The organism is Xanthomonas sontii, from assembly GCF_040529055.1.
GTDB lineage: Bacteria > Pseudomonadota > Gammaproteobacteria > Xanthomonadales > Xanthomonadaceae > Xanthomonas_A > Xanthomonas_A sontii.
Genome location: NZ_CP132342.1, coordinates 785,983 through 810,041, shown reverse-complemented (window position 1 = coordinate 810,041; position 24,059 = coordinate 785,983). Strand labels below are relative to the sequence as shown.

Here is a 24,059-nt window from a genome sequence, read left to right as displayed (position 1 = left end):
CTGCGATTTGGCGGCGTATGCAGTAGAGCCTTGCTTTGCCGAAGTGGGTAGGAACAGCGCGTCGCGGCTGAAGCCGCTCCCACATGTGCGGTACTGCACTGTGGGAGCGGCTTCAGCCGCGACGCGCGATGCCGGCACATCCTGTGGCAATCGCGGAGAGCCGGTGGACGCAAGCAGGTGCACCGCCTTGGCCTTCAGGCGACGCCACACCCCAGGACCGATCGCCGACACACCACCGCCGGCGCCCACCGCGCTGCCGCACATTGCCTGTTTCATCTCGCTCCTTTGCGATCGGCGCGCACCGTGGCGGCGCGCGTCGATCTCCCTCCCCGGCCCGCGAGTATGCGGGCAGCGGGGCGTTGCCGATACCGCAGCGCGGCATCGGCGAACGCAGTCTTCAGAACTTGTAACGCACCCCGATCGCGTACTGCCGGCCGGTCTCGCTGTAGGTCAGCGGCAGCTGCGCGCCGGTGGCGCTGGTCTGCACCCACTCGTAGTACGGCACGTTGGTCAGGTTCGACCCTTCCAGGCTGATGTCGATCTTCTCGTCGATCTTGTAGGTCAGCTTGGCGTCCACGACATTGGTGCCGCGCATGCCGTGCATGTCGAAGCCGGTTTCCGTGGCCGGCACCTGGGTCAGGTAGCCGTCGCGGTGGGTCAGCGACACGCGGCCGCTGAAGCGCTCGCCTTCGTAGAACAGCGTGGCGTTGTACGAGTTCTTGGACAGGCCGGTGAGGTCGGTGTTGAACGACAGCGCGCCGGTGCCGGTGACGTACTGGATCTTGGACTGCACGTAGGTGTAGTTCAGCTGGGTGCCGAAGTTGGCCCACTTGCCCGGCAGGAAGCTGAAGGGCTGGATGTAGTTGAACTCCGCGCCCTTCAGCTTGCCGCCCGGGGTGTTGAGCGGCACGCTGAAGACGAAGTCGTCGGTGGCCGCCGCGCCGGTGCCGTCGAGCAGGCTGACCGGCAGGCCGCTGCTGGAGTACGGGGCGATGGTGCGCGCGGTCTGCACGAAGCTGTCGATGTCCTTGTAGAACAGCGCCAGGCCGAGCATCGCGCCTTCCTGCAGGTACCACTCGAAGCCGAGGTCGGCGGTCTTGGCACGGATCGGATCCAGGTTCGGATTGCCGCCGCTGACCGTGCGTGCGCCGCCGGCGACGGCGACGGTCACGCCCGGGGTCAGGCTGCCCAGGCCCGGCCGCGTCATCACCTTGGCGGCGCCGAAGCGGATCAGGAAGTCCGGGGTGATCTCGGCGACCAGGTTCAGCGACGGCAGGGTGTCGTGGTAATCGCGCTCGACCGTGGTGTTGATCAGGTTCGAGCCGACCAGGGCGTAGCCGGTGGACGACTGGTTGGTCTTCACGTAGCGCACGCCGATGTTGCCGGAGAACGGGATCGCGCCGATGTCGAAGGCGAAGTCGCCCATCAACCAGGCGCCGCGGTCCTTCTCTTCCACGCTGCGGGTGTTGACCGCGCGCTCGGTCAGCGTCCAGGTGCCGGTGCCGCTGTAGATGCCCAGCGCATCGGCGATGCCGTTGAGGTCGGGCACCGCCCAGTTCGACGGCGTGCCCTCGATGCCCTTGAGCCCGGCCAGCGTCACCAGGTTGACCGGCACGATGCGGTTGCCGGTGGCGAAGGTCGGCACGCTGGTCTCGGACGCGCGGCGGAACTCCTTGGTATCGAAGCCGTAGTTCTTGGCCAGCACGCCGCCCTTGAGGGTGAAGTTGGTGCCCAGGTTCCACTCGAAGTTCAGTGAGCCGGTGTCGAAGCTGTTGTTGGCCGACTGCGGACGCATGCGCACTTCGGCCAGGGTCCAGCCGTTGGCGGCGGTCGGGTCGATGCCGTAGTTGAACACCGGCGAGGTGTAGCTGTTGCGGTAGTCGTAGCTGTAACCGGCGACGTTGTTCTTGTCCATGATCACCGTGGTCTGGATCGGGTTCCGGTGCTTGGAACTGGAGGTGCCGATCTCGCCGGTGATCTTGAAGGTGTCGCTGAAACGGTGCTCGCCGTTGAGGGTGAGCTGCTTGAAGACCGTGTTCCACTCGTCGTGGCGGTTCTCCGAGCGGATGTCGGTGTTGTCGAAGCGACCGTACAGCAGCGCACCGGAGGCCGGGTCGACGTAGCCGTCGCGCACGATCATGTCCGGCTTGCCGTTCTGCGAACGGCCGCGGCTGAAGCTGATCGCCTCGATGTAGTGCTCGTCGCGCTTGGCATCGATCTTCGAGTACAGGCCGTCCAGCGAGAACTCGGTGCTGTCGTTGGGCTTCCACTGCAGCGAGCCGGTCACGCCCAGGCGGTTCTGCTCGTGCTCCATCTGCGTGTAGCGCGGGATGCGCGGGCTGAACACATTGGCGCTGTTGGCTGCGGCGAACGGCGAGGTGGGGCTGTAGCCGTTGTTGCTCGGGCCGTTGGCCCAGCGCGTGGTGCCGCTGCCTTCCTCGAGCACCTGGCGCTCGGAGTAGGCCACCGACATCAGCGCGCCGAAGGTGCCGTCGGCCCAGGTGTTGGCGACCAGCGCGGCGATGCGCGGATCGGCCTTCTGCGACATGCCGTTGTAGGTGGCCTGGCCGTTGGCGGCGAAGGTGAAGCCGTCGTAGTCGAACGGCCGCGCGGTGCGCAGGTCGACCGTGGCGCCCAGCGAGCCTTCCTCGACGTCGGCCGAGGCGGTCTTGCGCACCACCATCTGGGTGAACAGGTCCGAGGCGAACACGTTGAAGTCGAAGCCGCGGCCGCGGTTGGTGCCGCCGCTCTGGTCGCTGGCGCCGACCGTGGTCAGCGCTTCCATGCCATTGATGCGCACGCGGGTGAAGTCCGGGCCGAGGCCGCGCACGGAGATGTTGCGGCCTTCGCCGGCGTCGCGGGTGATGACCACGCCGGGGATGCGCTGCAGCGATTCGGCCAGGTTGGTGTCCGGGAACTTGCCCACATCCTCGGCGACGATGGCGTCGACCATGCCCTTTTCGGCGCGCTTGATGTCCAGCGCCTTCTCCACGCTGGCGCGGTAACCGGTGACGACGACGGTGTCGAGCTCGGTGGTGGCATCGGCCGAGGCCGCGGCGGGCGGCGCGGCCGCCGGCGCTTCCTGTGCCTGCAGGGCACCGGCCTGCAGGGCCAGGCCGATCGACAGCGCGAGCAAGGTAACCGGTGTCTTCCGGCGTTCGGTACGTGATTGCATGTCCTCCCCTCCCAAGGGTTACATGACGGCGTGGAACTGCGGGCGTTGTCGCGAATGACACCGCTGGTCAAAACCAACGTTAACAGTTGCGAAACATCCCGGCATCTTGCAGCGCAACAGAGTGCCCGGCGACCCAAGGGTCTTTGCAGTCAATGAGATAGCGCAGGATCGCAACGTCGGCCAGTGCCGAAGCGCCTGCTGCCGCACAAAAATGACACCGCTAGTCACTTTTTCTGGTCGGCGTTTGCATTTCGCGGCATGCTTGGCGTCCCTTCGGCTGCCGGACCCGCTTGCCATGACCGTTTCCCGCATCGTCTGCTTCGGCGAACTGTTGCTGCGCCTGGGCGCGCCAGGCCACGAACGGCTGCTGCAGACGCCGCGGCTGGCGGTGCAGGTGGGCGGTGCCGAGGCCAACGTGGGCGTGGCGCTGGCGCATTTCGGCCACGCCGTCTCGGTGGTCAGCGTGCTGCCGGACAACCCGCTGGGCCAGGCCGCGGCCGGCGAACTGCGCCGGCATGGCGTGGACACCAGCGGGGTGCGCTTCGTACCCGGGCGCATGGGCCTGTACTTCCTCAGCACCGGCGCCGGGCACCGCCCCAGCGAGGTCACCTACGATCGCGCCGGCTCTGCCTTCGCGCTGGATGCGGGCGACCGGCACGACTGGCCGGCGCTGCTGCGGGGCGCGCAGTGGCTGCACCTGTCCGGGGTGACCCCGGCGCTGGGCGAACGCGGCGCGGCCGCGGCGCTGGCCGCCGCGCAGGCGGCACGCGCGGCCGGGGTGCGGGTGTCGTTCGACAGCAACTACCGCCCCAAGCTATGGGAGGCCTGGAACGGCGATGCGCCGGGCATCCTGCGCCAGCTGCTGGCGCAGGCGGACGTGCTGTTCGCCGACTACCGCGACCTGGAGGTGGTGCTGGGTCAGCGCTACCCGCAGGACAGCGTGCAGGCGCGGGTGGAAGCGGGCGCGCGCGACGCCTTCGCCGCATTCCCGCAGTTGCAGGCGATGGCCTGCACCCAGCGCGTGGCGCACAGCGTGGACCGGCACAGCCTGGGCGCGATGCTGCTGCGCCGCGACGGCAGCGTCGCGCAGGCGCCAGCCGAGGAGCTGAGCGGCATCGTCGACCGCATCGGCGGCGGCGACGCCTTCGCCGCCGGCGTGCTGCACGGGCTGAGCCGTGGCTGGGACGACACCGCCACGATCCGCTTCGGCCTGGCCGCCGGCTGCCTCAAGCACACGCTGCCGGGCGACGTGCTGGCGCTGAGCGAGGCCGAGGTGCAGGCGTGCGTGGGGGCGACGCGGTTCGATGTGAGGCGGTGAAGCCGGGAGTGGGGAATGGGGAGTGGGGAATCGTAAAAGCGCTGGCGCTGCGGGGTTTGCGTGCGGATTGGCGTTGCGGTGTGGCGGGGTTTTAGTCGTGGGGGTGTGCTGGCAATTCCAGCACCGCGGCTTCGGTTTTCGCGGCTGAAGCCCCTCCTACAGCAGATGCCGCGGGGATGGATGAGGTCTTTGTGGGAGGGACTTCAGTCCCGACGCGATTCGGTCGACGTGCCGCCACCGCTGCCTCGCCGTCACCGCAAAAGAAAACGGCCGACATCGCTGCCGGCCGCATGCTCTGTCCGGGATCCGGGATCAACACGACGCCCGAATCCCCACTCCCGAATCCCCGCTCCTCAGAGCTCCACGCAATCGAACTTGACGTCCGGGTCGACCTCGGCGTCGTAGTCCACGTCCTTGCGCTCGAAGCCGAACAGCTTGAGGAACTCGTGCTTGTAGCCGGCGTAGTCGGTGAGCTGGAACAGGTTCTCGGTGGTGACCTGCGGCCACAGCGCCTTGCAGGCGTCCTGTACGTCGTCGCGCAGTTCCCAGTCGTCCAGACGCAGGCGGTTCTCGTCGTCGGTGGCGGCGGGCTGGCCGTCTTCGCGGTACAGGCGTTCGCGGAACAGACGGTCGGCCTGTTCGATGGTGCCTTCGTGCAGGCCCTTTTCCTTCATGATCTTGTAGACCATGGAGATGTACAACGGCATCACCGGGATCGCCGCGCTGGCCTGGGTCACCACCGATTTCAGCACCGCCACGTTGGCCGCGCCACCGTGAGCCTGCAGGCGCGCGTGCAGGCGCTGCGCGGTCTGGTCGAGGTCGACCTTGGCCTTGCCCAGCGCGCCGTGCCAGTAGATCGGCCAGGTGATCTCGGTGCCGATGTAGCTGAAGGCGACAGTGCGCGCGCCCGGGGCGAGCACGCCGGCGGCGTCCAGCGCATCGATCCACAGTTCCCAGTCCTGGCCGCCCATCACGGTGACGGTGTCCTCGATCTCCTGCTCGGTGGCCGGCTCGATCGAGGCCTCGATGATCGCGTCCTTGTTGGTGTCGATGGCGGTGGCGGTGTAGGTCTGGCCGATCGGCTTGAGCGCCGAGCGCTTCACTTCGCCGGTGCCCGGCAGCTTGCGCACCGGCGAGGCCAGCGAATACACCACCAGGTCGACCTGGCCGCCCATGTCCTGCTTGATCAGTTCGATGACCTTGGCGCGCGCCTCGTCGGAGAACGCGTCGCCGTTGATCGACTTGCTGTACAGGCCGGCGGCCTTGGCCTGCGTGTCGAAGGCGGCGGCGTTGTACCAGCCGGCGGTGCCGGCCTTCTTCTCGCTGCCGGGCTTTTCGAAGAACACGCCGAGGGTGGCGGCGCCGAAGCCGAACGCGGCGGTGATGCGCGAGGCCAGGCCGTAGCCGCTGGACGCGCCGATCACCAGCACGTTCTTTGGCCCGTCGTGGCGCACGCCGCGCGCGCGCGTGGCGGCGATCTGCTCGAGCACGTTGCGCTCGCAGCCGAGCGGATGCGTGGTGGTGCAGATGAAACCGCGGACTTTCGGATGGATGATCAACGTGAATTCCTCGTCGGCACAATGCCCGCGGCATCTTAATGTCTGCGGCGGGTGTGCAGAAGTCCCGGTGGCAGCACACGGCGGGGTATGGAGCGTACTGCGGGCGTGCGCGCGCGTTCGGATGGGTCGCGTCGCGACTGAAGTCGCTCCCACAGGGGCGGCGTCGCGGCGGCGGATGTCGTGCTGGCTGGAGGGAAACAGCTGATCGGCGAGCCGCAATCGCGCCATCGGTTGTCGCGGCTGAAGCCGCTCCTGCGGCAGGCCGCGGCACGGCACGGTCGCACCGTTGTGGGAGGGACTTCAGTCCCGACGCGCTGCCGGTGGACGTCGCAGCGCCACCGCTGGTGCACGCATCAGATGATGCGCAGGGTGATCGCCTTGAGCACCGCGCGGGTGCGGTCGCGGGTGCCGAGCTTGTCGAGGATGGTGGAGACGTAGTTCTTCACCGTGCCCTCGGCCAGGAACAGGCTGCGCGCGATCTCCTTGTTGGAGTAGCCGCCGGCGAGCAGGCGCAGGATCGCCACTTCGCGTTCGTTGAAGGTGTCGCGCGGGGCGTCCTCGTCGCGGTAGCGGTAGCGCGCACGCACCGGGTCGGTGCTGACCGGCTGCAGCAGGGTCTCGCCGGCGGCCACGCGCGCGATCGCCTCGCGCAGGTCCTCCGGTGCGGCGTCCTTGAGCAAGAAGCCCTGCGCGCCGGCGGCGGTGGCGCGCAGCAGCAGATCGGATTCGTCGAAGGTGGTGAGCAGCAGCACCGGCGTGCGGTCGCCGCGCGCGCGCAACTGCTGCAGCGCCTGGATGCCATCCATGCCGGGCATGCGGATGTCGCTGAGCACCACGTCCACCGGCGTGGCCGCCACCACGTCGAGCAAGGCCTGGCCGTCGTCGGCCTCGCAGGCGACGACGATGCCCTGGGTCTGCAACAGCGCGCGCAGGCCGGCGCGCACCAGCACCTGGTCGTCGGCCAGGGCGATCCGCAGCGCGCTCACAGCGGCAGCCTCGCGCTCAGCTGCATGCCGCCGAGCGGCGTGCGGCCCAGTTCCAGGCGCCCGTGCAGCGCGGCCAGACGCTCGCGCATGCCGGCGATACCGTTGCCCTCGCGGATGCGCTCGGCGCGGTGGCCATCGTCCTCGATGTCCAGGCACAGCTGCTGCCGATCCTGGCCCAGGCGCACCCGCACATGTGCCGCGTCGGCGTGCCGGGCAGCGTTGGTCAGCGCTTCCTGCACCAGCCGCAGCAGGGTCTCGGCCAGGTGCGGATCGGTGATGCGCAGCGCCGGATCGATCTGCAACTGCAGTTGCGGCCGCGGGAACGGCGCGGCCAGGGCACACAGCGCGGTCTCCAGGTCCACGCCGCGGTCGTCGCGCAGCGACTGCACCACCGCGCGGATGTCGGCCAGCAGTTCGCCGGACAGTCGCTCCACCGTCGCCACCTCCGTGCGTTGCGCCAGCGCCGGATCGGCCAGCAGCAGGCGCAACTGGATGCGCAGGGCGGTGAGCTTGTGTCCGGCCACGTCGTGCAGTTCGCGCGCCAGGCGCAGGCGCTCGGCATCGCGGGTGCTGTCGGCGAGCAGCGCGCGGGTAGCCAGCAGGTCGGCGTTGACCCGCGCCAACGCCTCGCGCGCCAGCTCGGCGGTGCGCGCGTAGTGCGCGCTGAGGCCGGCGAAAGCATGGAAGCCGGCGTAGATCAGCGTGGTCAGCAGCGGATGCCTGATGCCGGCGGCGGACAGCGCCAGGAAGGTGCCCAGGTTGGCCAGCAGCGCCAGCGCCAGCACCGGCCGCGGCGGCCATTGCAGCGCCACCTGCGCGACCACCACCACCAGCAACACCGGCGCGGTGCCGACGTGCGGCTCCAGCCAGACCAGGGCCATCGCCGCGGCTGCCTCGACCCACAGCGCGACATCGCGCCAGCGCCCGGGCAGGTAGTGCGCGCCGAGCAGCGGCAGCAGGAACAGCGCCGCCGCAGTCCAGCGCCAGGCCACCAGCGCATGCGGCGCGAACTGGAACGACCACAGCACGGTGGCCACGGTCAGCAACCCGGCCAGGCGCTTGGGTTCGATCAGATCGCGCAGGAATCGAGTCATGCGACGGATGCTGACCGCGGGCCGACGCCGCGGCAATGGGGCGGGCGCAGAAAGTGACTTCCGGCAGGCGGACGGCATGACCAGCGGCCACTGCCGCGCCACCCCGATGGCGCCACACTGCGTCCATGCCCTGCCGGGTGCCGGACGATCGGCACGCAGGATGGGCCCGGTTCATCCACCCTGCCACGCAATGCGTGGTGCACGCCGCCACGAGGAACACCGTCATGCTCCTGACCCTGCGCCATCCGGATCTGCTGTTCATGCTGCTCGGCCTGGGCTGGGGCGCGTACGAGATGCTGCTCAGCCGCCGCCGTCGCGCCGCCGACGGCGGTGCGCGCGACCAGGGCACGCTGCGCCTGCTGTGGCGCGTGCTGTACGGCGCGGTGGCGCTGGGCGTGCTGCTGTCGCTGCTCGGCGTGTGGCGCTATGCGCCGCACCTGCGCGAACCGCTGCGCTGGTTGGCCTGCGCGCTGCTGGCCGGCGGGCTGGCGCTGCGGCTGTGGTCGATCCGGGTGCTGGCGCGCTGGTTCACCGTCGACGTGACCATCCAGGAAGGCCACCGCCTGGTCCGCCACGGGCCGTACCGCTATCTGCGGCATCCCTCGTACACCGGCGCGTTGCTGGCGTTCTACGGGCTGGCGCTGGGCATGGGCAACGTGCTGTCGCTGCTGGCGATCGTGCTGCCGGTGACCTGGGCGTTCCTGCGCCGCATCCGGGTCGAGGAAGCGATGCTGACCCAGGCCTTCCCCGAGGAGTATCCCGACTACGCCGCGCGCAGCTGGCGGCTGCTGCCGTGGGTGTGGTGAGGCCGCGCCGATGGGCACTGTCGACCTGCTGCTGGCCGCCCTGCACCACCTGGCGATGCTGCTGCTGATCGCCGCACTGGTGGCGGAATGGATCCTGCTGCGTGCGCCGCTGGACCACCGCCAACTGGCGCGGCTGGTCCGCGTCGACGCGCTGTACGGGCTGGCCGCGCTGCTGATCCTGGCGATCGGTGCCCTGCGCGTGCGCTACGGGCTCAAAGGCGCGGACTACTACCTGCACAACCCCTGGTTCTGGGCCAAGCTCGGCGCCTTCGCGACGATCGGCCTGCTCTCGCTGGTGCCGACGCTGCGCCTGCTGCGCTGGCGCCGGCAGGCGCGGCTGCAGCCGACGTGGGCGCCGGACACGGCACAGGTGCGCACGCTGCAGCGGTTGATCGGGGTGGAACTGGGCCTGTTGGCGGTGCTGGTGGTACTGGCTGCGGCGATGGCACGTTACGGTATACTCTGATTGGTATTACCAATTTTGGTGGCGCGCATCGCTGCAACCATTGACGTGGTGCGATACCAGGCGCCTAATGGCCACACCATTCGCGCTCCGCCAGTTTATTGGTATGACCACTAGTCTTAAAACTGCCGCCACCGCTGCAGCCGGCCAGTCCCCTGCCCGGCTCAGCGACCGGGTCGCCGCGCAGTTGCGCACGCTGATCGCGCAACGCGGCCTGGCGGTCGACGCGCGCCTGCCCGCCGAGCGGACCCTGGCCGCGGAACTGGGCGTCTCGCGCCCGGTGCTGCGCGAGGCCATCGCGCAACTCGCCAGCCAGGGGCTGCTGCGGGCCCGGGTGGGCGGCGGCACCTACGTGCAACGGCCACCGACCCCGGAGGACCAGGTGGTGGCGCCGCTGCAGCCGTTCCTGCCGTTGCTGCATGCCGACCCGGAGTACCGCTTCGACGTGCTGGAAGCGCGCCATGCGCTGGAAGGCGCCACCGCCTGGCATGCGGCGCTGCGCGCCACCGACGACGACCGCGCGCGCATCGAGGCGGCCTACGAGGCGCTGCTGCAGACCCATGCGCAGGCCGATGCGGCGGCGCAGGCGCACGCCGACGCCGATTTCCACCTGGCCATCGCCGAGGCCACCCACAACCGCGTGCTGCTGCAGGTGATGCGCGGGCTGTTCGACCTGCTGCAGGCCAACATCTCGCAGAGCCGGCAACAGCTGTTCGAATCGCCGCGCATCTTCTCCGCCCTGCTCGCCCAGCACCGCGCCCTGCGCGACGCGATCCTGGCCGGCGACCCCGAACGCGCCCGCGCCGCCGCGCACGCCCACCTGGAATTCGTGCACAGCGCGCTGCGCACCCTCGACGAGGACGATGCGCGCCGCGCCCGTGCCTCGCGCCTCCCCTCCTCTCCCTGACCGCCCTGCCCCCATGATCATTTCCGCCTCCACCGACTACCGTGCCGCCGCGCAGCGCCAGCTGCCGCCGTTCCTGTTCCACTACATCGACGGCGGCGCCTATGCCGAGCACACCCTGCGCCGCAACGTGTCCGACCTGAGCGACATCGCCCTGCGCCAGCGCGTGCTGCGCGACATGTCGGCGCTGGACCTGCACACCGAGCTGTTCGGCGAACGCCTGGCCTTGCCGGTGGCGCTGGGGCCGGTGGGCCTGACCGGCATGTACGCGCGCCGCGGCGAGGTGCAGGCGGCCAGGGCGGCGGCGGCCAAGGGCGTGCCGTTCACCCTGTCCACGGTGTCGGTGTGCCCGATCGAGGAAGTGGCGCCGGCGATCGACCGGCCGATGTGGTTCCAGCTGTACGTGCTCAAGGACCGCGGCTTCATGCGCAACGCGCTGGAGCGGGCAAAGGCCGCGGGCGTCACCACCCTGGTGTTCACCGTGGACATGCCGGTGCCGGGCGCGCGCTACCGCGACGCGCATTCGGGCATGAGCGGCCCCAACGCGCCGCTGCGGCGCATGCTGCAGGCCGTCACCCATCCGCGCTGGGCCTGGGACGTGGGCCTGCGTGGGCGCCCGCACGACCTGGGTAACATCTCCACGTACCGCGGCCATCCCACCGGGCTGGCCGACTACATCGGCTGGCTCGGCGCCAACTTCGATCCGTCGATTTCGTGGAAGGACCTGGAGTGGATCCGCGAGTTCTGGACCGGGCCGATGGTGATCAAGGGCATCCTCGATCCGGACGATGCGCGCGATGCGGTGCGGTTCGGCGCCGACGGCATCGTCGTTTCCAACCATGGCGGGCGCCAGCTCGACGGCGTGCTGTCCAGCGCGCGGGCGTTGCCGGCGATCGCCGATGCGGTGAAGGGCGAGCTGAAGATCCTGGCCGACTCCGGCGTGCGCAACGGCCTGGACGTGGTGCGCATGCTGGCGCTGGGCGCCGACACCGTGCTGCTCGGCCGCGCCTTCGTCTACGCGCTGGCCGCCGCCGGCCAGGCCGGCGTGGAGCATCTGCTGAGCCTGATCGAGAAGGAGATGCAGGTGGCGATGACCCTGACCGGCGCCAAATCGATCGCGGCGATTTCGCGCGAGTCGCTGGCACAGGTGATGCGCGAGGGGATGGTCTCGGCGTAAAGCGGTTGCGGCAGCCCTGGCACCGCCGCGACCGACCTGCCCTAGCCGGCCTTGCGTCGTGCCGGGGCCTTGCGCGCAGCCGGCTTGGCCTTCTTGGCCGCCGCCGGTTTGGCGCGCGTCGCCTTCTTGGCCTTGCCGGCCGCGCTCTTGGCCGGCTTGTCGCTCTTCTTCGCCGCGGTCTTGCGTACCGGCACGCGCTCGTCCTGTCTGGCCGGCGTGCGCTTCTTGGCCTCCAGGCTCTTCTGCAGCAGCGACATGAAGTCGACCACGTTGGTGGTGGCGTCCTCGCGCTGCGGCGCCTCGGCATCCTCGTCGACCTGGGTGGTGCCCTCCTGCGCCTTGATCCGCTTCTGGATCACCGCATGCAGCCGCTCGCGGAATTCGTCGTGGTAGGCGTCGGGGTCCCAGCGCCCGGACATCGAGTCGATCAGTTGCGCCGCCATCTCGGTTTCCTTGGCGCTGATCCGGTAGTCGGCGGCCTTGCCGCTGGGCAGGGTGTAGTCGTCCAGGTCGACCAGTTCCTGCGGGTAGCGCAGCAGGATCAGCACCAGCGCATCCTGCAGCGGCATCACCGCCGACAGATACTCGCGGGTGCGGATCACCACCCGCGCGATGCCGACCTTACCGGTGTTGCGCAGGGTCTCGCGCAGCAACACGTAGCCCTTCTCGGCCTTTTTGCCCGGCACCAGCACGTAGGGTTTCTCGAAATAGCGCAGGTCGATCTCGGCGGCGTCGACGAAGGCCTCCACTTCCACCGTCTCGTGGCTTTCCGGTGCGGCCGAGGCGATGTCCTGCTGCTCGACCACCACGTAGTTGCCCTTGCTGTACTCGTAGGCCTTGACGATGTCCTTCCACGGCACTTCCTCGCCGGTGTCGGCGTTGACCCGCTCGAAGCGGATCGGGCGCTTGTCGCGCGCATCGAGCATGCGGAAGTGCAGGTCGATCCGACGTTCGCCGGACATCAGCGACACCGGCACGTTGAGCAGGCCGAAGGACAGCGTGCCGGTCCAGATCGGGCGCGGCATCAGTGCGGCTCCACGCCGGCGGCCTGCGCCGGCAGATGATCCAGCGCCTGCCAGGCATCCTCGATCACCTGCCGCGCCTGGGTCCAGTCCAGCCGCGAGTCGCCACGCATCAGATCCCAGTGCGCGGCCAGTTCGTCTTCGGTCTCGGCACCCGCTCCGCGCGGCCAGCCGCGGGCATGGGTCTGCAGGGCGAAGGCATAGGCCGGGCACAGGTCGCGCCACGGCGTGCGGTGGCGGGCGCGGCGCTGGCGGTAGTCGGCCAGGCTGTAGCGGCGGTAGTCCGGTGCGTCGTGCGGGCGCGGTGCCGCACCACGGCGGCGCGGCGGCGAAGCGCTCGGCAAGGGATCCAGATGGGCGTTGAACAGCAGCGGGTCGGGGCGGTCGCTGGGGCGCATGGCAGGGCTCCGGGCGGCAACGGCGGCGGGGGGACGCGCAGCAGTAGCGCTGCGGCCGTTAGCGACCCGTGACCGATCCGTGGAGGATGCGCGATTCGCAATGGCTTCACCGCGCCGGCGGTGAACTGGACCTCCGCCATTCCCTGGAGGAACCGGACATGTCCACGCCTACCGATCCGTTGCGTCAGGCCGCGCCCATTCCCGGCGAACAGCGCGGCAAGCGCCAGACGCAGGACCGCGAAGACCGCGGCGCCGGCGACCGCCCCGAGACCATCGTCGAACACGAACCGCGCACCGGCGAGAACCGCCCTGCCCCGCAGGACACGCCGGCGCACTCCACGCCGGACACCGCGCACGGACGGCATGCCGACGCCAACCAGGACGAAGCCCTGGAAGAGACCTTCCCCGCCAGCGATCCGGTGTCGCCGTTCGTGCCGGCGAAGGCGCCGAAGGCGTCGTAGCGCATCGAAGTCTGGCGTCCTACCAGCATCGGTGTGGGAGTGACTTCAGGGCACCTCAAAAATCTCGACTGCAACATCAGCCGCGATGAGCGACATCATCGGCGCGTCCGACTGCACTGCAGTCGGGACTGAAGTCCCTCCCACAAGGAGGGGCGGAGGGCAGCGCTTCCATCGACACGATCGGAAACACGGTGCAGAGAAACGCGCTTCACCGCGTGCCTTCCGCCACTACACCTTCCCCGCCGCCTCCAGCGCGGCGTACTCGCTGTCGCTGAACAGCCGCGAGCGCACCAGGAAGCGCACGCCCTCGCCGTTCTCCAGGGAAAACATGCCGCCACGCCCGGGCACGACGTCGATGATCAGCTGGGTGTGCTTCCAGTAGGCGAACTGCGACGGGCTGATGTAGAACGGCGCCTGCCCGATCTCGCCCAGCAGCACGTCGCGGTCGCCGACGATGAAGTCGTCCTGCGGGTAGCACATCGGCGAGGAACCATCGCAGCAGCCGCCCGACTGATGGAACAGCAGCGCGCCGTGCCGCGCCCGCAGCTTGGCGATCAGCTGCAGGGCCGGCAGCGTCGCCAGCACCTGCGGCGGCAGCGCGTCAGCGGGCGCGGACGCGTCCATCAGGCGGCCATGTCCAGCACGATGCGGCCTTCGATCTTGCCGGCGTGCATGCGCGCGAACACGTCGTTGACGTTGTCCAGGGTGTCGGTGGCCACGGTCGCGGCGACCTTGCCCTGCTCGGCGAATTCCAGCGATTCCTGCAGGTCCAGGCGCGTGCCGACGATCGAGCCGCGCACGGTCACGCCGTTGAGCACCATGCCGAAGATGTCCAGCGGGAACTGGCCCGGCGGCAACCCGTTGAGCGAGACGGTGCCGCCGCGGCGGACCATGCCGATGGCCTGCTCGAACGCCTTCGGCGACACCGCGGTGACCAGCGCACCGTGCGCGCCACCGATTTCCTTCTTTAGGTACGCCACCGGATCGGTGGTGCGCGCGTTCACCGTCACCGTCGCGCCCAGGCGCGTGGCCAGCGCCAGCTTGGCGTCGTCCACGTCGACCGCGGCCACGTTCAGGCCCATCGCCTTGGCGTACTGCACGGCCATGTGGCCGAGACCGCCGATGCCGGAGATCACCACCCAGTTGCCGGGCTTGGTGTCGGTGACCTTCAGGCCCTTGTACACGGTGACGCCGGCGCACAGGATCGGCGCGACCTCGACGAAGCCGATGTTCTTCGGCAGGTGGCCGACGTAGTTGGCATTGGCCAGGGCATATTCGGCGAAGCCGCCGTTGACCGAGTAGCCGGTGTTCTGCTGCGCCTCGCACAGGGTTTCCCAGCCTCCCAGGCAATGCTCGCAATGGCCGCAGGCCGAGTACAGCCACGGAATGCCGACGCGATCGCCTTCCCTGACGTGGTCCACGCCGGCGCCGACTGCCACCACATGGCCCACGCCCTCGTGGCCGGGGATGAACGGCGGGTTCGGCTTCACCGGCCAGTCGCCCTCGGCCGCATGCAGGTCGGTATGGCACACGCCGCAGGCTTCGATCTTGACCAGGATGTCGCCGGCCTGCGGCCGCGGCACTGTCACTTCCTCGATCACCAATGGCTTGCCGAACTCACGCACCACGGCGGCTTTCATCGTCTTGTCCATCGCAACGCTCCTGAGAAAAACGGGTCCTGTCACCATCGCGCGACCGGCGACGGAGTGCCTTGATCCAGATCAGTTCGCAGGCGGACGACGGCACGCCGGCAGCGTGCCGCCGCCCTGCCCGGCGGGTCAGAAGAAGCCCAACGCCTTCGGCGAGTAGCTGACCAGCAGGTTCTTGGTCTGCTGGTAGTGGTCGAGCATCATCTTGTGGTTCTCGCGGCCGATGCCCGACTGCTTGTAGCCGCCGAACGCGGCATGCGCCGGATAGGCGTGGTAGCAGTTGGTCCACACCCGCCCGGCCTGGATCGCGCGGCCCATGCGGTACAGCCGCGCGGCATCGCGGCTCCACACGCCGGCACCCAGGCCATACAGCGTGTCGTTGGCGATCGCCAGCGCGTCCGCCTCGTCCTTGAAGGTGGTCACCGACACCACCGGGCCGAAGATCTCCTCCTGGAACACGCGCATCTTGTTATGCCCCTTGAACACCGTCGGCTTGACGTAGAAGCCGCCGGCCAGCTCGCCATCCAGCGCGTTGCGTTCGCCGCCGATCAGCACCTCGGCGCCTTCCTGCTTGCCGATGTCGATGTAGGACAGGATCTTCTCCAACTGCTCGCTGGAGGCCTGCGCGCCGACCATGGTATTGGGATCGAGCGGATTGCCCTGCTTGATCGCCGCCACCCGCTTGAGCACCTTCTCCATGAAGCGCTCGTAGATCGATTCCTGGATCAGCGCGCGCGACGGGCAGGTGCACACCTCGCCCTGATTGAAGGCGAACAGCACGAAGCCTTCCACCGCCTTGTCGAGGAAGTCGTCGTCCTCGGCCATCACGTCGGCGAAGAAGATGTTGGGCGACTTGCCGCCCAGCTCCAGCGTCACCGGGATCAGGTTTTGGCTGGCGTACTGCATGATCAGCCGGCCGGTGGTGGTCTCGCCGGTGAAGGCGATCTTGGCGATGCGCGGGTTGCTGGCCAGCGGCTTGCCCGCTTCCAGGCCGAAGCCGTTGACCACGTTGAGCACGCCCGGCGGCAGCAGATCGCCGATCACCTCCATCAGCACCAGGATCGAGGCCGGGGTCTGCTCGGCCGGCTTCATCACCACGCAGTTGCCCGCGGCCAGCGCCGGCGCCAGCTTCCAGCACGCCATCAACAGCGGGAAGTTCCACGGGATGATCTGGCCGACCACGCCGAGCGGTTCGTGGAAGTGGTAGGCGATGGTGTCGTGATCGATCTCGGAGATGCCGCCTTCCTGGGCGCGCACCGCGCCGGCGAAGTAGCGGAAGTGGTCCACGCACAGCGGCACGTCGGCGTTGAGCGTCTCGCGCACCGGCTTGCCGTTGTCCCAGGTCTCGGCATAGGCCAGCAGTTCCAGGTTCTGCTCGATACGGTCGGCGATCTTCAGCAGCACGTTGCTGCGCTCGGTGCTGGAGCTCTTGCCCCAGGCGTCCTTGGCGGCGTGCGCGGCGTCCAGCGCCGCCTCGATGTCCTCGGCGTTGGAGCGCGCCACCGAAGTGAACACCTTGCCGGTGATCGGCGTGCTGTTGTCGAAGTACTGCCCGCTCTTCGGCTCCACCCACTTGCCGCCGATGAAGTTGCCGTAGCGCGACTTGAAGATGGACTGTGGATCGGTGGCATGCGGCTTGGCGGTGCTGACGGCGTTCATGATGTTCTCCTTCGGCGGTCGGAAAGGACGGGCGGGGCCGTCCGGTAGCGGCATGTGCGCAAGTCCGATGCCAGGTTTTGCGTGCTGCGCCGCGTCACGCGGTCGCACCGCGACACACCGACGCACCCCCTGCGGTTTTGCTGCGTCGCGTCACGTCTGTCGATTGCGCTGCGTCGGCGGATGTGCTGTTTATCGGAACACCCGTATCACCAGGTGTCGCAATCTGCGACAGCGGAGCCGGACATGGCGCAGCACCCCTCGCAACACCAACTCGGCCAGGCCCGGCGGGCCTTCTTCGAACGCGGCGGCGCGCCGGTCGGGCAGGTGCCCGACACCATCCTGCAGTCGTGGCAGCGCTGCCAGCGCCTGGGCCTGGCCGCGGACGCGAAGCCCGCGATCGAACCACTGGAAGCCTCGCGCCTGCGCGCCCTGCGCGAGGCGCACGAGCGGCTGTGGCGGCTGGCACGCGCCGAACTGGAAGGCCTGGCCGGCGACGCCGCGGCCACCGGCAGCATCGTGCTGCTCACCGACGAGGCCGGCTGGATCCTCGACGCCGAAGGCAGCCCGCGCTTCCTCGACAAGGCGGGCAGGGTGGCGCTGATGCCCGGCGCATGCTGGAGCGAACCCCAGGTCGGCACCAACGCCATCGGCACCGCCATCGTCGAAAGCCGTTCGGTGGAAGTGCGTGGCGGCGAGCACTATTTCGCCCCGCACCAGATCCTCAGTTGCGCGGCGGTGCCGATCTTCGATCCGTACGGCACCCTGGCCGGCGTGCTCGACATCTCCGGCGACGCCAGCGTGCAGCACATGCATGCGCTGGCACTGGCGCGGATGGCGGTGGCCAACATCGAGCACCGCTACTTCGACGACGGCATCCCCGGCTGCGAACTGCTGCGCGTGCACCACGACCCGGCGCTGCTCGGCACGGCGCGCGAAGCGCTGCTGGCGTTCCGCAACGGCCGCCTGGTGGCGGCCAACCAGGCCGGGTTGCGGCTGTTCGGGCTGGAGCGCCACGAACTCGGCCGCGCGCCCTACGAAGCGCTGTTCGAAGAGCCGCTGTCGCGGCTGCGCCAGCAGGGCAGCGTGTTCGACCTGCAGGGGCGGGCGCTGCACGGACGCATCGACAGCCCGGCCGACGACCGTCCGCGGCGACGCCCGCAGCAGGCGCCGATCACCGTGACCGCGTCGTCGCGGCCTTCGGCGGCGGCGGCGTCCGACGCGCCGCTGTTCGACGCGGCGCAGGAACTGGCGCTGGAACGCGCGCGGCGCGTGCTCGATGCGCAACTGCCGGTGCTGGTGCAGGGCGAGACCGGCACCGGCAAGGAAGTGTTCGCGCGCGAATTGCATCGGCGCAGCGCCCGCGCCGGGCGCCCGTTCGTGGCGGTCAACTGCGCGGCGCTGCCGGAAGGGCTGATCGAAGCGGAACTGTTCGGCTACGAGGATGGCGCCTTCACCGGCGCGCGCAAGCACGGCAACCCGGGCCTGCTGCGCCAGGCCGACGGCGGCGTGCTGTTCTTGGACGAGATCGGCGACATGCCGCTGGCCTTGCAGCCGCGGCTGCTGCGCGTGCTGCAGGAACGCGAGTTGCTGCCGCTGGGCGGCGGCAAGCCGGTGAAGCTGGATTTCGCGCTGGTCTGCGCCACCCACCGCGACCTGGACGCGGCGATGGCCGAGCAGCGCTTCCGGCCCGATCTGTACTACCGCATCGCCCACCACTGCGTGCAGATTCCGGCACTGCGTGCGCATCCGGACCGACGCGCGCTCGTCGCCGAGCTGTGGACACGGCTTGGCCAGGGCAGGCGCCTGACCGAGGCGGCCCTGGCGACGCTGAGCGCCTACGCGTGGCCGGGCAATCTGCGCCAGCTGGTGGCGTGCCTGCGCACCCTGGTGGCGTTGAGCGAAGCGGATGCGCTGGTCGATGCCGATGCATTGCCGGCCTATCTGCCCGGCGTGCGCGCGGGAGAGCAGGGCAGCAACGGCGGCACCGCGATGCCGTTGCCCGATGCCGACCTCGACAGTCTCGCGCTCGGCGCCATGCGCCAGGCCCTGGATGCCTGCAACGGCAACGTCTCGCAGGCCGCACGCCGGCTCGGCATCAGCCGCAGCACGCTGTACCGACGGCTGCAGTTGGGGACGCACTGAGGCGGCATATCGCCGGCTGCGCCTTGCGCGGTCGTCGACGTCGCACGTCTCGTAGGAGCGGCTGCAGCCGCGACACGGCGTTATCGGTCATGTCAGTCGCGGCTGACGCTGCTCCTACAGCGCAGCGCGGTTTCCACCGAACCGCAGCAACGCGCGTGGCTGGAGCGCCCTTTCGCCGCGACAGCCCTCCCACAGACCCCTCGTCGGTTGGAAACCGCTCTCGCATCCATGACCTCTTTCTGACCGAACACATCGCCCACGACTGCCGCGTCCGAACACGGCGAGCAGCGCGCGGTGCTGCCGGCGATGCTCCAGGCTCCTTCGTAACCATGGAGCTTCACATGCAACGCTTGCACGGCAAGATCGCGCTCATTACCGGCGCCAGTTCCGGCATCGGCCACGCCGCCGCGCACCTGTTCGCGCGGGAAGGCGCCTGCGTAGTACTGGGCGCGCGCCGCGGTGCGCTGCTGCAGACGCTCGCCGCGGAGATCGAGGACGCCGGCGGCCAGGCCGCGTGGCTGGCCGGCGACGTCCGCGAGGAGGCCTATGCGCAGGCGTTGGTGGCGCTGGCGAACACGCGCTTCGGCGGGCTGGACATCGGCTTCAACAACGCCGGCACCCTGGGCACGCTGGTGCCGACCACGCAACTGCAGGCGCAGGCCTGGCGCGACGCGCTCGATACCAATCTCAGCGGCGCATTCTTCGGCGCCAAGCATCAGATTCCGGCGATGCTGGCACGCGGCGGCGGGTCGCTGATCTTCACCTCGACCTTCGTCGGCCACACCGTCGGCTTCCCGTGCACCGCCGCCTATGCCGCCAGCAAGGCCGGCCTGATCGGCCTGACCCAGGCGCTGGCAGCGGAGTTCGGACCGCAGGCGATCCGGGTCAACGCCTTGCTGCCGGGCGGCACGCACACGCCGATGGCGGAGGCGATGAACGGCACGCCGGAAGCGCTGGCGCAGGTCGCGCAGTTGCATGCGCTCAAACGCCTGGCGCAGCCGGACGAACTGGCACGGGCCGCGCTGTTCCTGGCCTCGGACGAAGCCGCGTTCGTGACCGGCAGCGCGATGCTGGTCGACGGCGGGGTATCGATCATGCGCAGTTGACGCGGACGGCGGTCGCGATGTCGCCGCGCACGCTCGCCACCGCGGGCAATGCCCTGCCGCTGCCGACGTCGCGACAGCAGCGGCCGGGCATGCGATCGCTCAGTCGTAGCTGTTGTTCATGCACGGTGAGCTGACCGGCGTCAGCACACTGAAGCTGCTGGCGTACAGCGCGATGATGCAGGTCCCCGGCGCATCGCTCTGCACGTAGTTGCATTGCTTGCTGTTGCGGCTACGCGAGCTGCCGTCGCTCATCTGGAACGACAGGTTCCAGTAGTCGTTGGAGCCGGTCTGCGCCCGCAGCGGCACGGAGGCGATCGTGCCGCCCGGCGGCAGCGACGCCGAAGCGGCCGGATCCATGTAGTTGCCGCAGGTGTGCTTGACGCTGACGTTGTTGATCGTCTGGCCGGTGCAATTGACCACCGTGAAGGTGCCTTGGTACGGCGTGGCGCTGACGCCTTCGGCCAACGCGGGTTTGCTCTTGGTGCCGGCGTTGTCGCGGCTGTCGTCGGATGTGCTCATGGTGCGTCTCCTGGAGAGGCGTGGCGGTATGCGGGGGTGGCATTACGCTAGCGCCGCCGCGAAGAACGCCGCCAGCGTCCGCCGCCGGTTCGCGTAGACAGGTGCAGTGCGTTTGGTAGACGACTTGCAGGCGCGGCGCAGCGCGTAGACGCGCGGCACCTGGCGTTCGCTCATGCCAGGCGCGGCATCGCCTCCGCTGATTCATACGCGGCTGCCAGACGCCTTCTTCCGCAGTGCCGCTATCGCGTTCGCCTCGCGCTGCATCTGCGCCTCGCACTTGCTGTCGTTCGACAGGTGCAGATGCTGATGAACGCATCGACCGTCATCGGCGAACAGCTGCGGCAGGCCATCGCCGAGTGGTCGCCAGAACCAAGCAGGTGCGCAGCCGCCTCGCCACGCAGCCGCGAGCGAAAGCCTAGCCAGACCGGCAGGCGTTCGCGGCTAGTTGTGTAAACCCACCACGTTGTTCAGTGGAATTCGGGAGATGGGCGGTTTGTAGCCGAGGCTGGCGTGTGGTCGATGCCAGTTGTAATGATGCAGCCAGCCCGAGAAGGCGTTGGCGCGTTGCGTGGAGTCGATATAGGAGCGCGCATAAGCCCATTCTCGCAGGCTGGTCTGCACCAGCCGCTCGGCCTTGCCATTGGTGCGTGGCGTGTAGGGTCGGGTTCGCAGATGGCGCAGGCCGAGCCGTCGGACAAGGCGTCGAAAGCGGCGTGATTTGTAGCAGGCGCCGTTGTCGGTCAACACGCGCTCCAAGCGCACGCCCAGGCTGCGGTAGTAGCGAACCGCCTGCATCAGGGCCCTGCAGGCACTGAAACCGCGCTCATCGGGCTCGATGGTGCCGAAGGCCACGCGCGAGTGATCGTCGATGGCTAGGTGGACGTACTCCCAGCCAATGCCACGGGAGGTGACCGTCCGATCATCGGTCACGCGGTGGCCGGGCTGGCGGAAACGGGCCAGCTTCTTGATGTCCAGATGCAGCAGTTGGCCGGGTTGGGCGTATTCATAGCGATTGTCCGGCAGCGCCGGTTCCAGCTCGGCCAGCCGGTGCAGGCCGGCGCGGCGCAGCAACCGGGCGATGGTGCTCGGCGCCACAGGCAGCTGCTCGGCGATCTGCCGATACGTGTGGCGTGAACGGCGCAGCGCGATGACCTGATCCACCACGCCCCGAGGCGTGGCATGGGGGCAGTCGTGAGGCCGGGAGGTGCGGTCGCTCAGCCCTTGCGCCCCCTCTTCCTTGAAGCGCTTGAGCCATTTGTAGGCCGTTCGGACGCTCACACCGGCCGCATGCGCCGCTTCTTCCACGCGCAGCCCATGAACAAGGATGCGATCCACCAGCAGGGCTCGACCGCGAGGGCTCAAACGGGCATGTTTATGCAGGTTCATCCGGGGCTCCTGGGGCTGGGTTGGCTTGGTAACCCCCATCTTCCAGAGATGCCCCGGATGAACAACCTACTGAGAGATCACAGCTAGTGCGGCAAGTCCCACTGCAAGCCGACCGTGTAGCTGCGGTCGGGGCCCGGCTCGTAGTAACGCCCGTTGCCGTCGTTGACGATGACCGAGCCGATGTAGCGGCGATCGAACGCGTTGTCGATGCGCGCGAAGGTGCGCAGGGTGCCGTGCGCGGTGGTCCAGCGCCGCGCCGCTTCCAGGTTGAGCAGGGCGTAGCCGGGCGCGGCCTCGCTGGCCAGGTCGTTGACCACGGTGTCGCCGGCGGCCACGCCCTCCACCGCGAATTGCCAGGCGCGCGGCTGCCACTGCCAGCGCGCGAACAGTTGCTGCTGCGGCACGCCGGGCAGGCGCGTGCCGGCGGCCACCACCGCCGTCGGCGTCGCGCAGCCGCTGCTGGCGCAGGTCAGGTAGGCCTGGCGCACCGTCGCCTGCAGCCAGGTGTAGGCCACCTGCAGTTGCGCGCTGGCGCCCAGCGGCAGGGTCAGGCTGGTCTCGGCGCCCTGGCGGCGGGTGCGGCCGATGTTGCGGTAGGTGCTGCGGCCGTTGGTGTTGCTGGCCACCGCCAGCTCGTCCTCGGTGGTGGCGCGGAACAGCGCCGCGTCCCAACGGGCGCCGGCGGCGTTGCGCCACTTCGCGCCCAGTTCCAGGTTCTGGCTGCGCGCGGCGTCCAGGTCCAGCGCCAGGCCGGCGCCGCCGTCGCGGCGGTAGCCCAGCTCGTTGAAGGTCGGGGTCTCGAACCCGCGCCCGGCCGAGGCGTAGAGCCGCAGGTCGTCGGTGACGCGGAACACCAGCCCGGCCACCGGCGTGGTCGCGGCATAGTCGGTGCGGCCGCTGTCGTCGGGATTGCGGCCGACGATGTAGGCGTCGTTCGAGCGGAAACGCACCTGGCTGTGGCGCAGCCCGGCCAGCAGCGACCAGCGCTCGGCGAACTGCCACCAGGCCTGGGCGAACTGGTCCACGTTCTCCACCCGGTCCTGCTGGTCGCGGCGCAGCCGGCCCTTCACCCCGAGCGTGCTGCCGACGAAGTTCTCGTAGCCGGTGCGGTGCTGTTGCTGGCGGTCGGCATTGGTGCCGACGGTGAACTGGAACGGGCGGCCGCCCAGTTCGCCCTGCCAGGCCCAGCGCGCGTCGAGGCCGCCATAGTCGCCGTCCAGGTCGATCACACCGCCGGCATTGAGCGGGTTGCTCTGCGCGCCCACCGGGACCGAGAGGTATTGGGTGACGTCGCGGCGCCCGGCGTAGCCCATCAGCCGCCAGGTCTGCTGGTCCACCTGCTGGGTGAAGATCGCGCCGGCCTGCACCTGGCGGGTGGACTTGCGGGTGTCGAACTGGCCGGCGGCGGCGGTGGCCTGGCGCGGGTCGGCGGCGACCTGAGCGCGGCTCAGGCCCAGCGGATCCTGCGCATCGGGCGCCTCCAGCGCGTTGAGCAGCAGGTCCAGGCGCCGCCCGGGCGCCAGGTCGATGCCGATCTTGGCGTTGAAGGTGGTGCGCTGGGCGTGGCTGTGGTCGCGGTAACCGTCGGTGCTGAAATGGGTGGCCGCCAGGTTGTAGTGGACGTCCCCCTGCTGCCCCAGCGCCTGCGCGCTGAGGGCGGCGGTGCCGTGGCTGCCGATCGCACTGCGCAGCCGCCACGGATCGTCCGGCTGGCCGTCGGCGCTCCACAGCTGCACCACGCCGCCGGAAGAGTTGCCGTACAGCGCCGAGAACGGCCCGCGCAGCACCTCGACGCGCTCGCTGCCGAACAGGTTGAAGTTGGATAGCTGGCCCTGGCCGTCCGGCATCGTCGCCGGGATGCCGTCCAGCAGCAGGCGAACGCCGCGTACGCCGAACGCCGAGCGCGCGCCGAAGCCGCGGATCGACAGCTGGGTGTCCTGCGCATAGTTCTGGCGATCGCGCGCGAGCAGGCCGGGCACCCCGACCAGCGCCTCGGACGCCTGTATGCCGAGGCGGTCGCTGTCGCCCAGGCCGGTCGTGGTCAGCGACGCCGGCAGGTCGAAATCGGCCACGCCGCCGACGCGGGCGGCCTGGACCTGGAGCACTGGCAAGGTGGTGGCCGGATCCTCGCCGGGAGCGGCGTGGACCAGGGGCGACAGCGCCAGGGCGCAGGCCCCGCAGAGCAGGGCGGAGGGCAGGGAAGATGACATGGCCCATCATCGCCCAACTGCCGCC

General features: G+C 69.5%; 20 protein-coding genes. 8 read left to right on the top strand and 12 right to left on the bottom strand.

All coding sequences use genetic code 11. The features are described from left to right. Positions 1–397 precede the first annotated feature (397 nt). Positions 398–3,175, bottom strand: a complete 2,778-nt coding sequence (locus RAB70_RS03420; protein WP_170268175.1) for a TonB-dependent receptor — start codon at positions 3,173–3,175, stop codon at positions 398–400. 295 nt (positions 3,176–3,470) lie between these two features. Between RAB70_RS03420 and RAB70_RS03415 the strand changes: the two genes are divergently transcribed. Then, entirely contained in the window at positions 3,471–4,493 is a 1,023-nt protein-coding gene (locus RAB70_RS03415) for a sugar kinase (RefSeq protein ID WP_148828240.1), read from the top strand. Between the two features lie 353 nt (positions 4,494–4,846). Here RAB70_RS03415 and fabV read toward each other — a convergent pair whose 3' ends face one another. The 3 genes from fabV to RAB70_RS03400 all read right to left on the bottom strand — a co-directional run bounded on the left by fabV (position 4,847) and on the right by RAB70_RS03400 (position 8,132). Next, positions 4,847–6,052, bottom strand: coding sequence for an enoyl-ACP reductase FabV (fabV, locus tag RAB70_RS03410; RefSeq protein WP_148828239.1), 1,206 nt, complete (start codon positions 6,050–6,052; stop codon positions 4,847–4,849). Positions 6,053–6,405: 353 nt separating this feature from the next. Beyond that, positions 6,406–7,038: a response regulator transcription factor gene (locus RAB70_RS03405; RefSeq protein WP_017910062.1), complete on the bottom strand. Its 633-nt coding sequence runs from the start codon at positions 7,036–7,038 to the stop codon at positions 6,406–6,408. Continuing rightward, positions 7,035–8,132, bottom strand: a complete 1,098-nt coding sequence (locus RAB70_RS03400; RefSeq protein WP_148828238.1) for a sensor histidine kinase — start codon at positions 8,130–8,132, stop codon at positions 7,035–7,037. The genes RAB70_RS03405 and RAB70_RS03400 overlap by 4 nt, the downstream gene beginning before the upstream one ends. Before the next feature lie 224 nt (positions 8,133–8,356). Between RAB70_RS03400 and RAB70_RS03395 the strand changes: the two genes are divergently transcribed. From RAB70_RS03395 to lldD, 4 genes are all read left to right on the top strand, one after another. Beyond that, positions 8,357–8,938 carry an isoprenylcysteine carboxylmethyltransferase family protein gene (locus RAB70_RS03395; RefSeq protein ID WP_148828237.1) on the top strand — a complete coding sequence of 194 codons (582 nt, stop codon included), beginning with the start codon at positions 8,357–8,359 and terminating at the stop codon, positions 8,936–8,938. A 10-nt stretch (positions 8,939–8,948) separates the two neighbouring features. Next, positions 8,949–9,404, top strand: coding sequence for a DUF2214 family protein (locus tag RAB70_RS03390; protein ID WP_148828236.1), 456 nt, complete (start codon positions 8,949–8,951; stop codon positions 9,402–9,404). A 103-nt stretch (positions 9,405–9,507) separates the two neighbouring features. Continuing rightward, entirely contained in the window at positions 9,508–10,308 is an 801-nt protein-coding gene (gene lldR / locus RAB70_RS03385; protein WP_148828235.1) for a transcriptional regulator LldR, read from the top strand. Between the two features lie 13 nt (positions 10,309–10,321). Continuing rightward, the gene (gene lldD / locus RAB70_RS03380; RefSeq protein ID WP_148828234.1) at positions 10,322–11,482 is read left to right on the top strand and encodes an FMN-dependent L-lactate dehydrogenase LldD; all 1,161 of its coding nucleotides are present in this window, start codon (positions 10,322–10,324) and stop codon (positions 11,480–11,482) included. Between the two features lie 41 nt (positions 11,483–11,523). On the opposite strand, the gene RAB70_RS03375 is transcribed toward lldD, so the two are convergent. Both RAB70_RS03375 and RAB70_RS03370 read right to left on the bottom strand, forming a co-directional pair. Next, positions 11,524–12,507, bottom strand: coding sequence for a Ku protein (locus RAB70_RS03375; RefSeq protein WP_148828233.1), 984 nt, complete (start codon positions 12,505–12,507; stop codon positions 11,524–11,526). Continuing rightward, positions 12,507–12,902, bottom strand: a complete 396-nt coding sequence (locus tag RAB70_RS03370; RefSeq protein WP_017911809.1) for a hypothetical protein — start codon at positions 12,900–12,902, stop codon at positions 12,507–12,509. The genes RAB70_RS03375 and RAB70_RS03370 overlap by 1 nt, the downstream gene beginning before the upstream one ends. 158 nt (positions 12,903–13,060) lie before the next feature. On the opposite strand from RAB70_RS03370, the gene RAB70_RS03365 reads away from it, so the two are divergent. Next, a complete protein-coding gene (locus tag RAB70_RS03365) occupies positions 13,061–13,363 on the top strand; it encodes a hypothetical protein (protein WP_170268176.1) in 303 nt (100 codons plus the stop codon). A 228-nt stretch (positions 13,364–13,591) separates the two neighbouring features. Here RAB70_RS03365 and RAB70_RS03360 read toward each other — a convergent pair whose 3' ends face one another. From RAB70_RS03360 to adh, 3 genes are all read right to left on the bottom strand, one after another. After that, positions 13,592–13,987: a DUF779 domain-containing protein gene (locus tag RAB70_RS03360; RefSeq protein ID WP_017910071.1), complete on the bottom strand. Its 396-nt coding sequence runs from the start codon at positions 13,985–13,987 to the stop codon at positions 13,592–13,594. Then, a complete protein-coding gene (adhP, locus tag RAB70_RS03355; protein ID WP_148828231.1) occupies positions 13,987–15,015 on the bottom strand; it encodes an alcohol dehydrogenase AdhP in 1,029 nt (342 codons plus the stop codon). The genes RAB70_RS03360 and adhP overlap by 1 nt, the downstream gene beginning before the upstream one ends. A 126-nt stretch (positions 15,016–15,141) precedes the next feature. Continuing rightward, positions 15,142–16,671 carry an aldehyde dehydrogenase gene (gene adh / locus RAB70_RS03350; protein WP_148828230.1) on the bottom strand — a complete coding sequence of 510 codons (1,530 nt, stop codon included), beginning with the start codon at positions 16,669–16,671 and terminating at the stop codon, positions 15,142–15,144. A gap of 243 nt (positions 16,672–16,914) precedes the next feature. Here adh and RAB70_RS03345 point away from each other — a divergent pair, with 243 nt between their 5' ends. Both RAB70_RS03345 and RAB70_RS03340 read left to right on the top strand, forming a co-directional pair. Continuing rightward, a complete protein-coding gene (locus RAB70_RS03345; protein ID WP_148828229.1) occupies positions 16,915–18,813 on the top strand; it encodes a sigma-54-dependent Fis family transcriptional regulator in 1,899 nt (632 codons plus the stop codon). A 341-nt stretch (positions 18,814–19,154) separates the two neighbouring features. Continuing rightward, positions 19,155–19,919, top strand: a complete 765-nt coding sequence (locus RAB70_RS03340; RefSeq protein ID WP_148828228.1) for an SDR family oxidoreductase — start codon at positions 19,155–19,157, stop codon at positions 19,917–19,919. Between the two features lie 99 nt (positions 19,920–20,018). Here RAB70_RS03340 and RAB70_RS03335 read toward each other — a convergent pair whose 3' ends face one another. The 3 genes from RAB70_RS03335 to RAB70_RS03325 all read right to left on the bottom strand — a co-directional run bounded on the left by RAB70_RS03335 (position 20,019) and on the right by RAB70_RS03325 (position 24,034). Next, the gene (locus tag RAB70_RS03335) at positions 20,019–20,438 is read right to left on the bottom strand and encodes a hypothetical protein (protein ID WP_017910076.1); all 420 of its coding nucleotides are present in this window, start codon (positions 20,436–20,438) and stop codon (positions 20,019–20,021) included. A 441-nt stretch (positions 20,439–20,879) separates the two neighbouring features. After that, on the bottom strand, positions 20,880–21,824 hold the full coding sequence (locus tag RAB70_RS03330; RefSeq protein WP_265531044.1) for an IS481 family transposase: 945 nt from the start codon (positions 21,822–21,824) through the stop codon (positions 20,880–20,882). 83 nt (positions 21,825–21,907) lie between these two features. Beyond that, entirely contained in the window at positions 21,908–24,034 is a 2,127-nt protein-coding gene (locus RAB70_RS03325) for a TonB-dependent receptor (protein ID WP_192578904.1), read from the bottom strand. Positions 24,035–24,059 lie beyond the last annotated feature (25 nt).

Excerpts from the sequence above, each read along its gene's own strand:
- RAB70_RS03400 (WP_148828238.1), bottom strand. The coding sequence starts at position 8,132 with ATGACTCGATTCCTGCGCGATCTGATCGAACCCAAGCGCCTGGCCGGG.
- RAB70_RS03335 (WP_017910076.1), bottom strand. The coding sequence starts at position 20,438 with ATGAGCACATCCGACGACAGCCGCGACAACGCCGGCACCAAGAGCAAA.
- RAB70_RS03340 (WP_148828228.1), top strand. The coding sequence starts at position 19,155 with ATGCAACGCTTGCACGGCAAGATCGCGCTCATTACCGGCGCCAGTTCC.
- RAB70_RS03345 (WP_148828229.1), top strand. The coding sequence starts at position 16,915 with ATGGCGCAGCACCCCTCGCAACACCAACTCGGCCAGGCCCGGCGGGCC.
- RAB70_RS03330 (WP_265531044.1), bottom strand. The coding sequence starts at position 21,824 with ATGAACCTGCATAAACATGCCCGTTTGAGCCCTCGCGGTCGAGCCCTG.
- RAB70_RS03365 (WP_170268176.1), top strand. The coding sequence starts at position 13,061 with ATGTCCACGCCTACCGATCCGTTGCGTCAGGCCGCGCCCATTCCCGGC.
- RAB70_RS03325 (WP_192578904.1), bottom strand. The coding sequence starts at position 24,034 with ATGTCATCTTCCCTGCCCTCCGCCCTGCTCTGCGGGGCCTGCGCCCTG.
- RAB70_RS03390 (WP_148828236.1), top strand. The coding sequence starts at position 8,949 with ATGGGCACTGTCGACCTGCTGCTGGCCGCCCTGCACCACCTGGCGATG.
- adhP (WP_148828231.1), bottom strand. The coding sequence starts at position 15,015 with ATGGACAAGACGATGAAAGCCGCCGTGGTGCGTGAGTTCGGCAAGCCA.
- RAB70_RS03370 (WP_017911809.1), bottom strand. The coding sequence starts at position 12,902 with ATGCGCCCCAGCGACCGCCCCGACCCGCTGCTGTTCAACGCCCATCTG.
- RAB70_RS03415 (WP_148828240.1), top strand. The coding sequence starts at position 3,471 with ATGACCGTTTCCCGCATCGTCTGCTTCGGCGAACTGTTGCTGCGCCTG.
- RAB70_RS03360 (WP_017910071.1), bottom strand. The coding sequence starts at position 13,987 with ATGGACGCGTCCGCGCCCGCTGACGCGCTGCCGCCGCAGGTGCTGGCG.
- lldD (WP_148828234.1), top strand. The coding sequence starts at position 10,322 with ATGATCATTTCCGCCTCCACCGACTACCGTGCCGCCGCGCAGCGCCAG.
- adh (WP_148828230.1), bottom strand. The coding sequence starts at position 16,671 with ATGAACGCCGTCAGCACCGCCAAGCCGCATGCCACCGATCCACAGTCC.
- RAB70_RS03395 (WP_148828237.1), top strand. The coding sequence starts at position 8,357 with ATGCTCCTGACCCTGCGCCATCCGGATCTGCTGTTCATGCTGCTCGGC.
- RAB70_RS03375 (WP_148828233.1), bottom strand. The coding sequence starts at position 12,507 with ATGCCGCGCCCGATCTGGACCGGCACGCTGTCCTTCGGCCTGCTCAAC.
- lldR (WP_148828235.1), top strand. The coding sequence starts at position 9,508 with ATGACCACTAGTCTTAAAACTGCCGCCACCGCTGCAGCCGGCCAGTCC.
- RAB70_RS03420 (WP_170268175.1), bottom strand. The coding sequence starts at position 3,175 with ATGCAATCACGTACCGAACGCCGGAAGACACCGGTTACCTTGCTCGCG.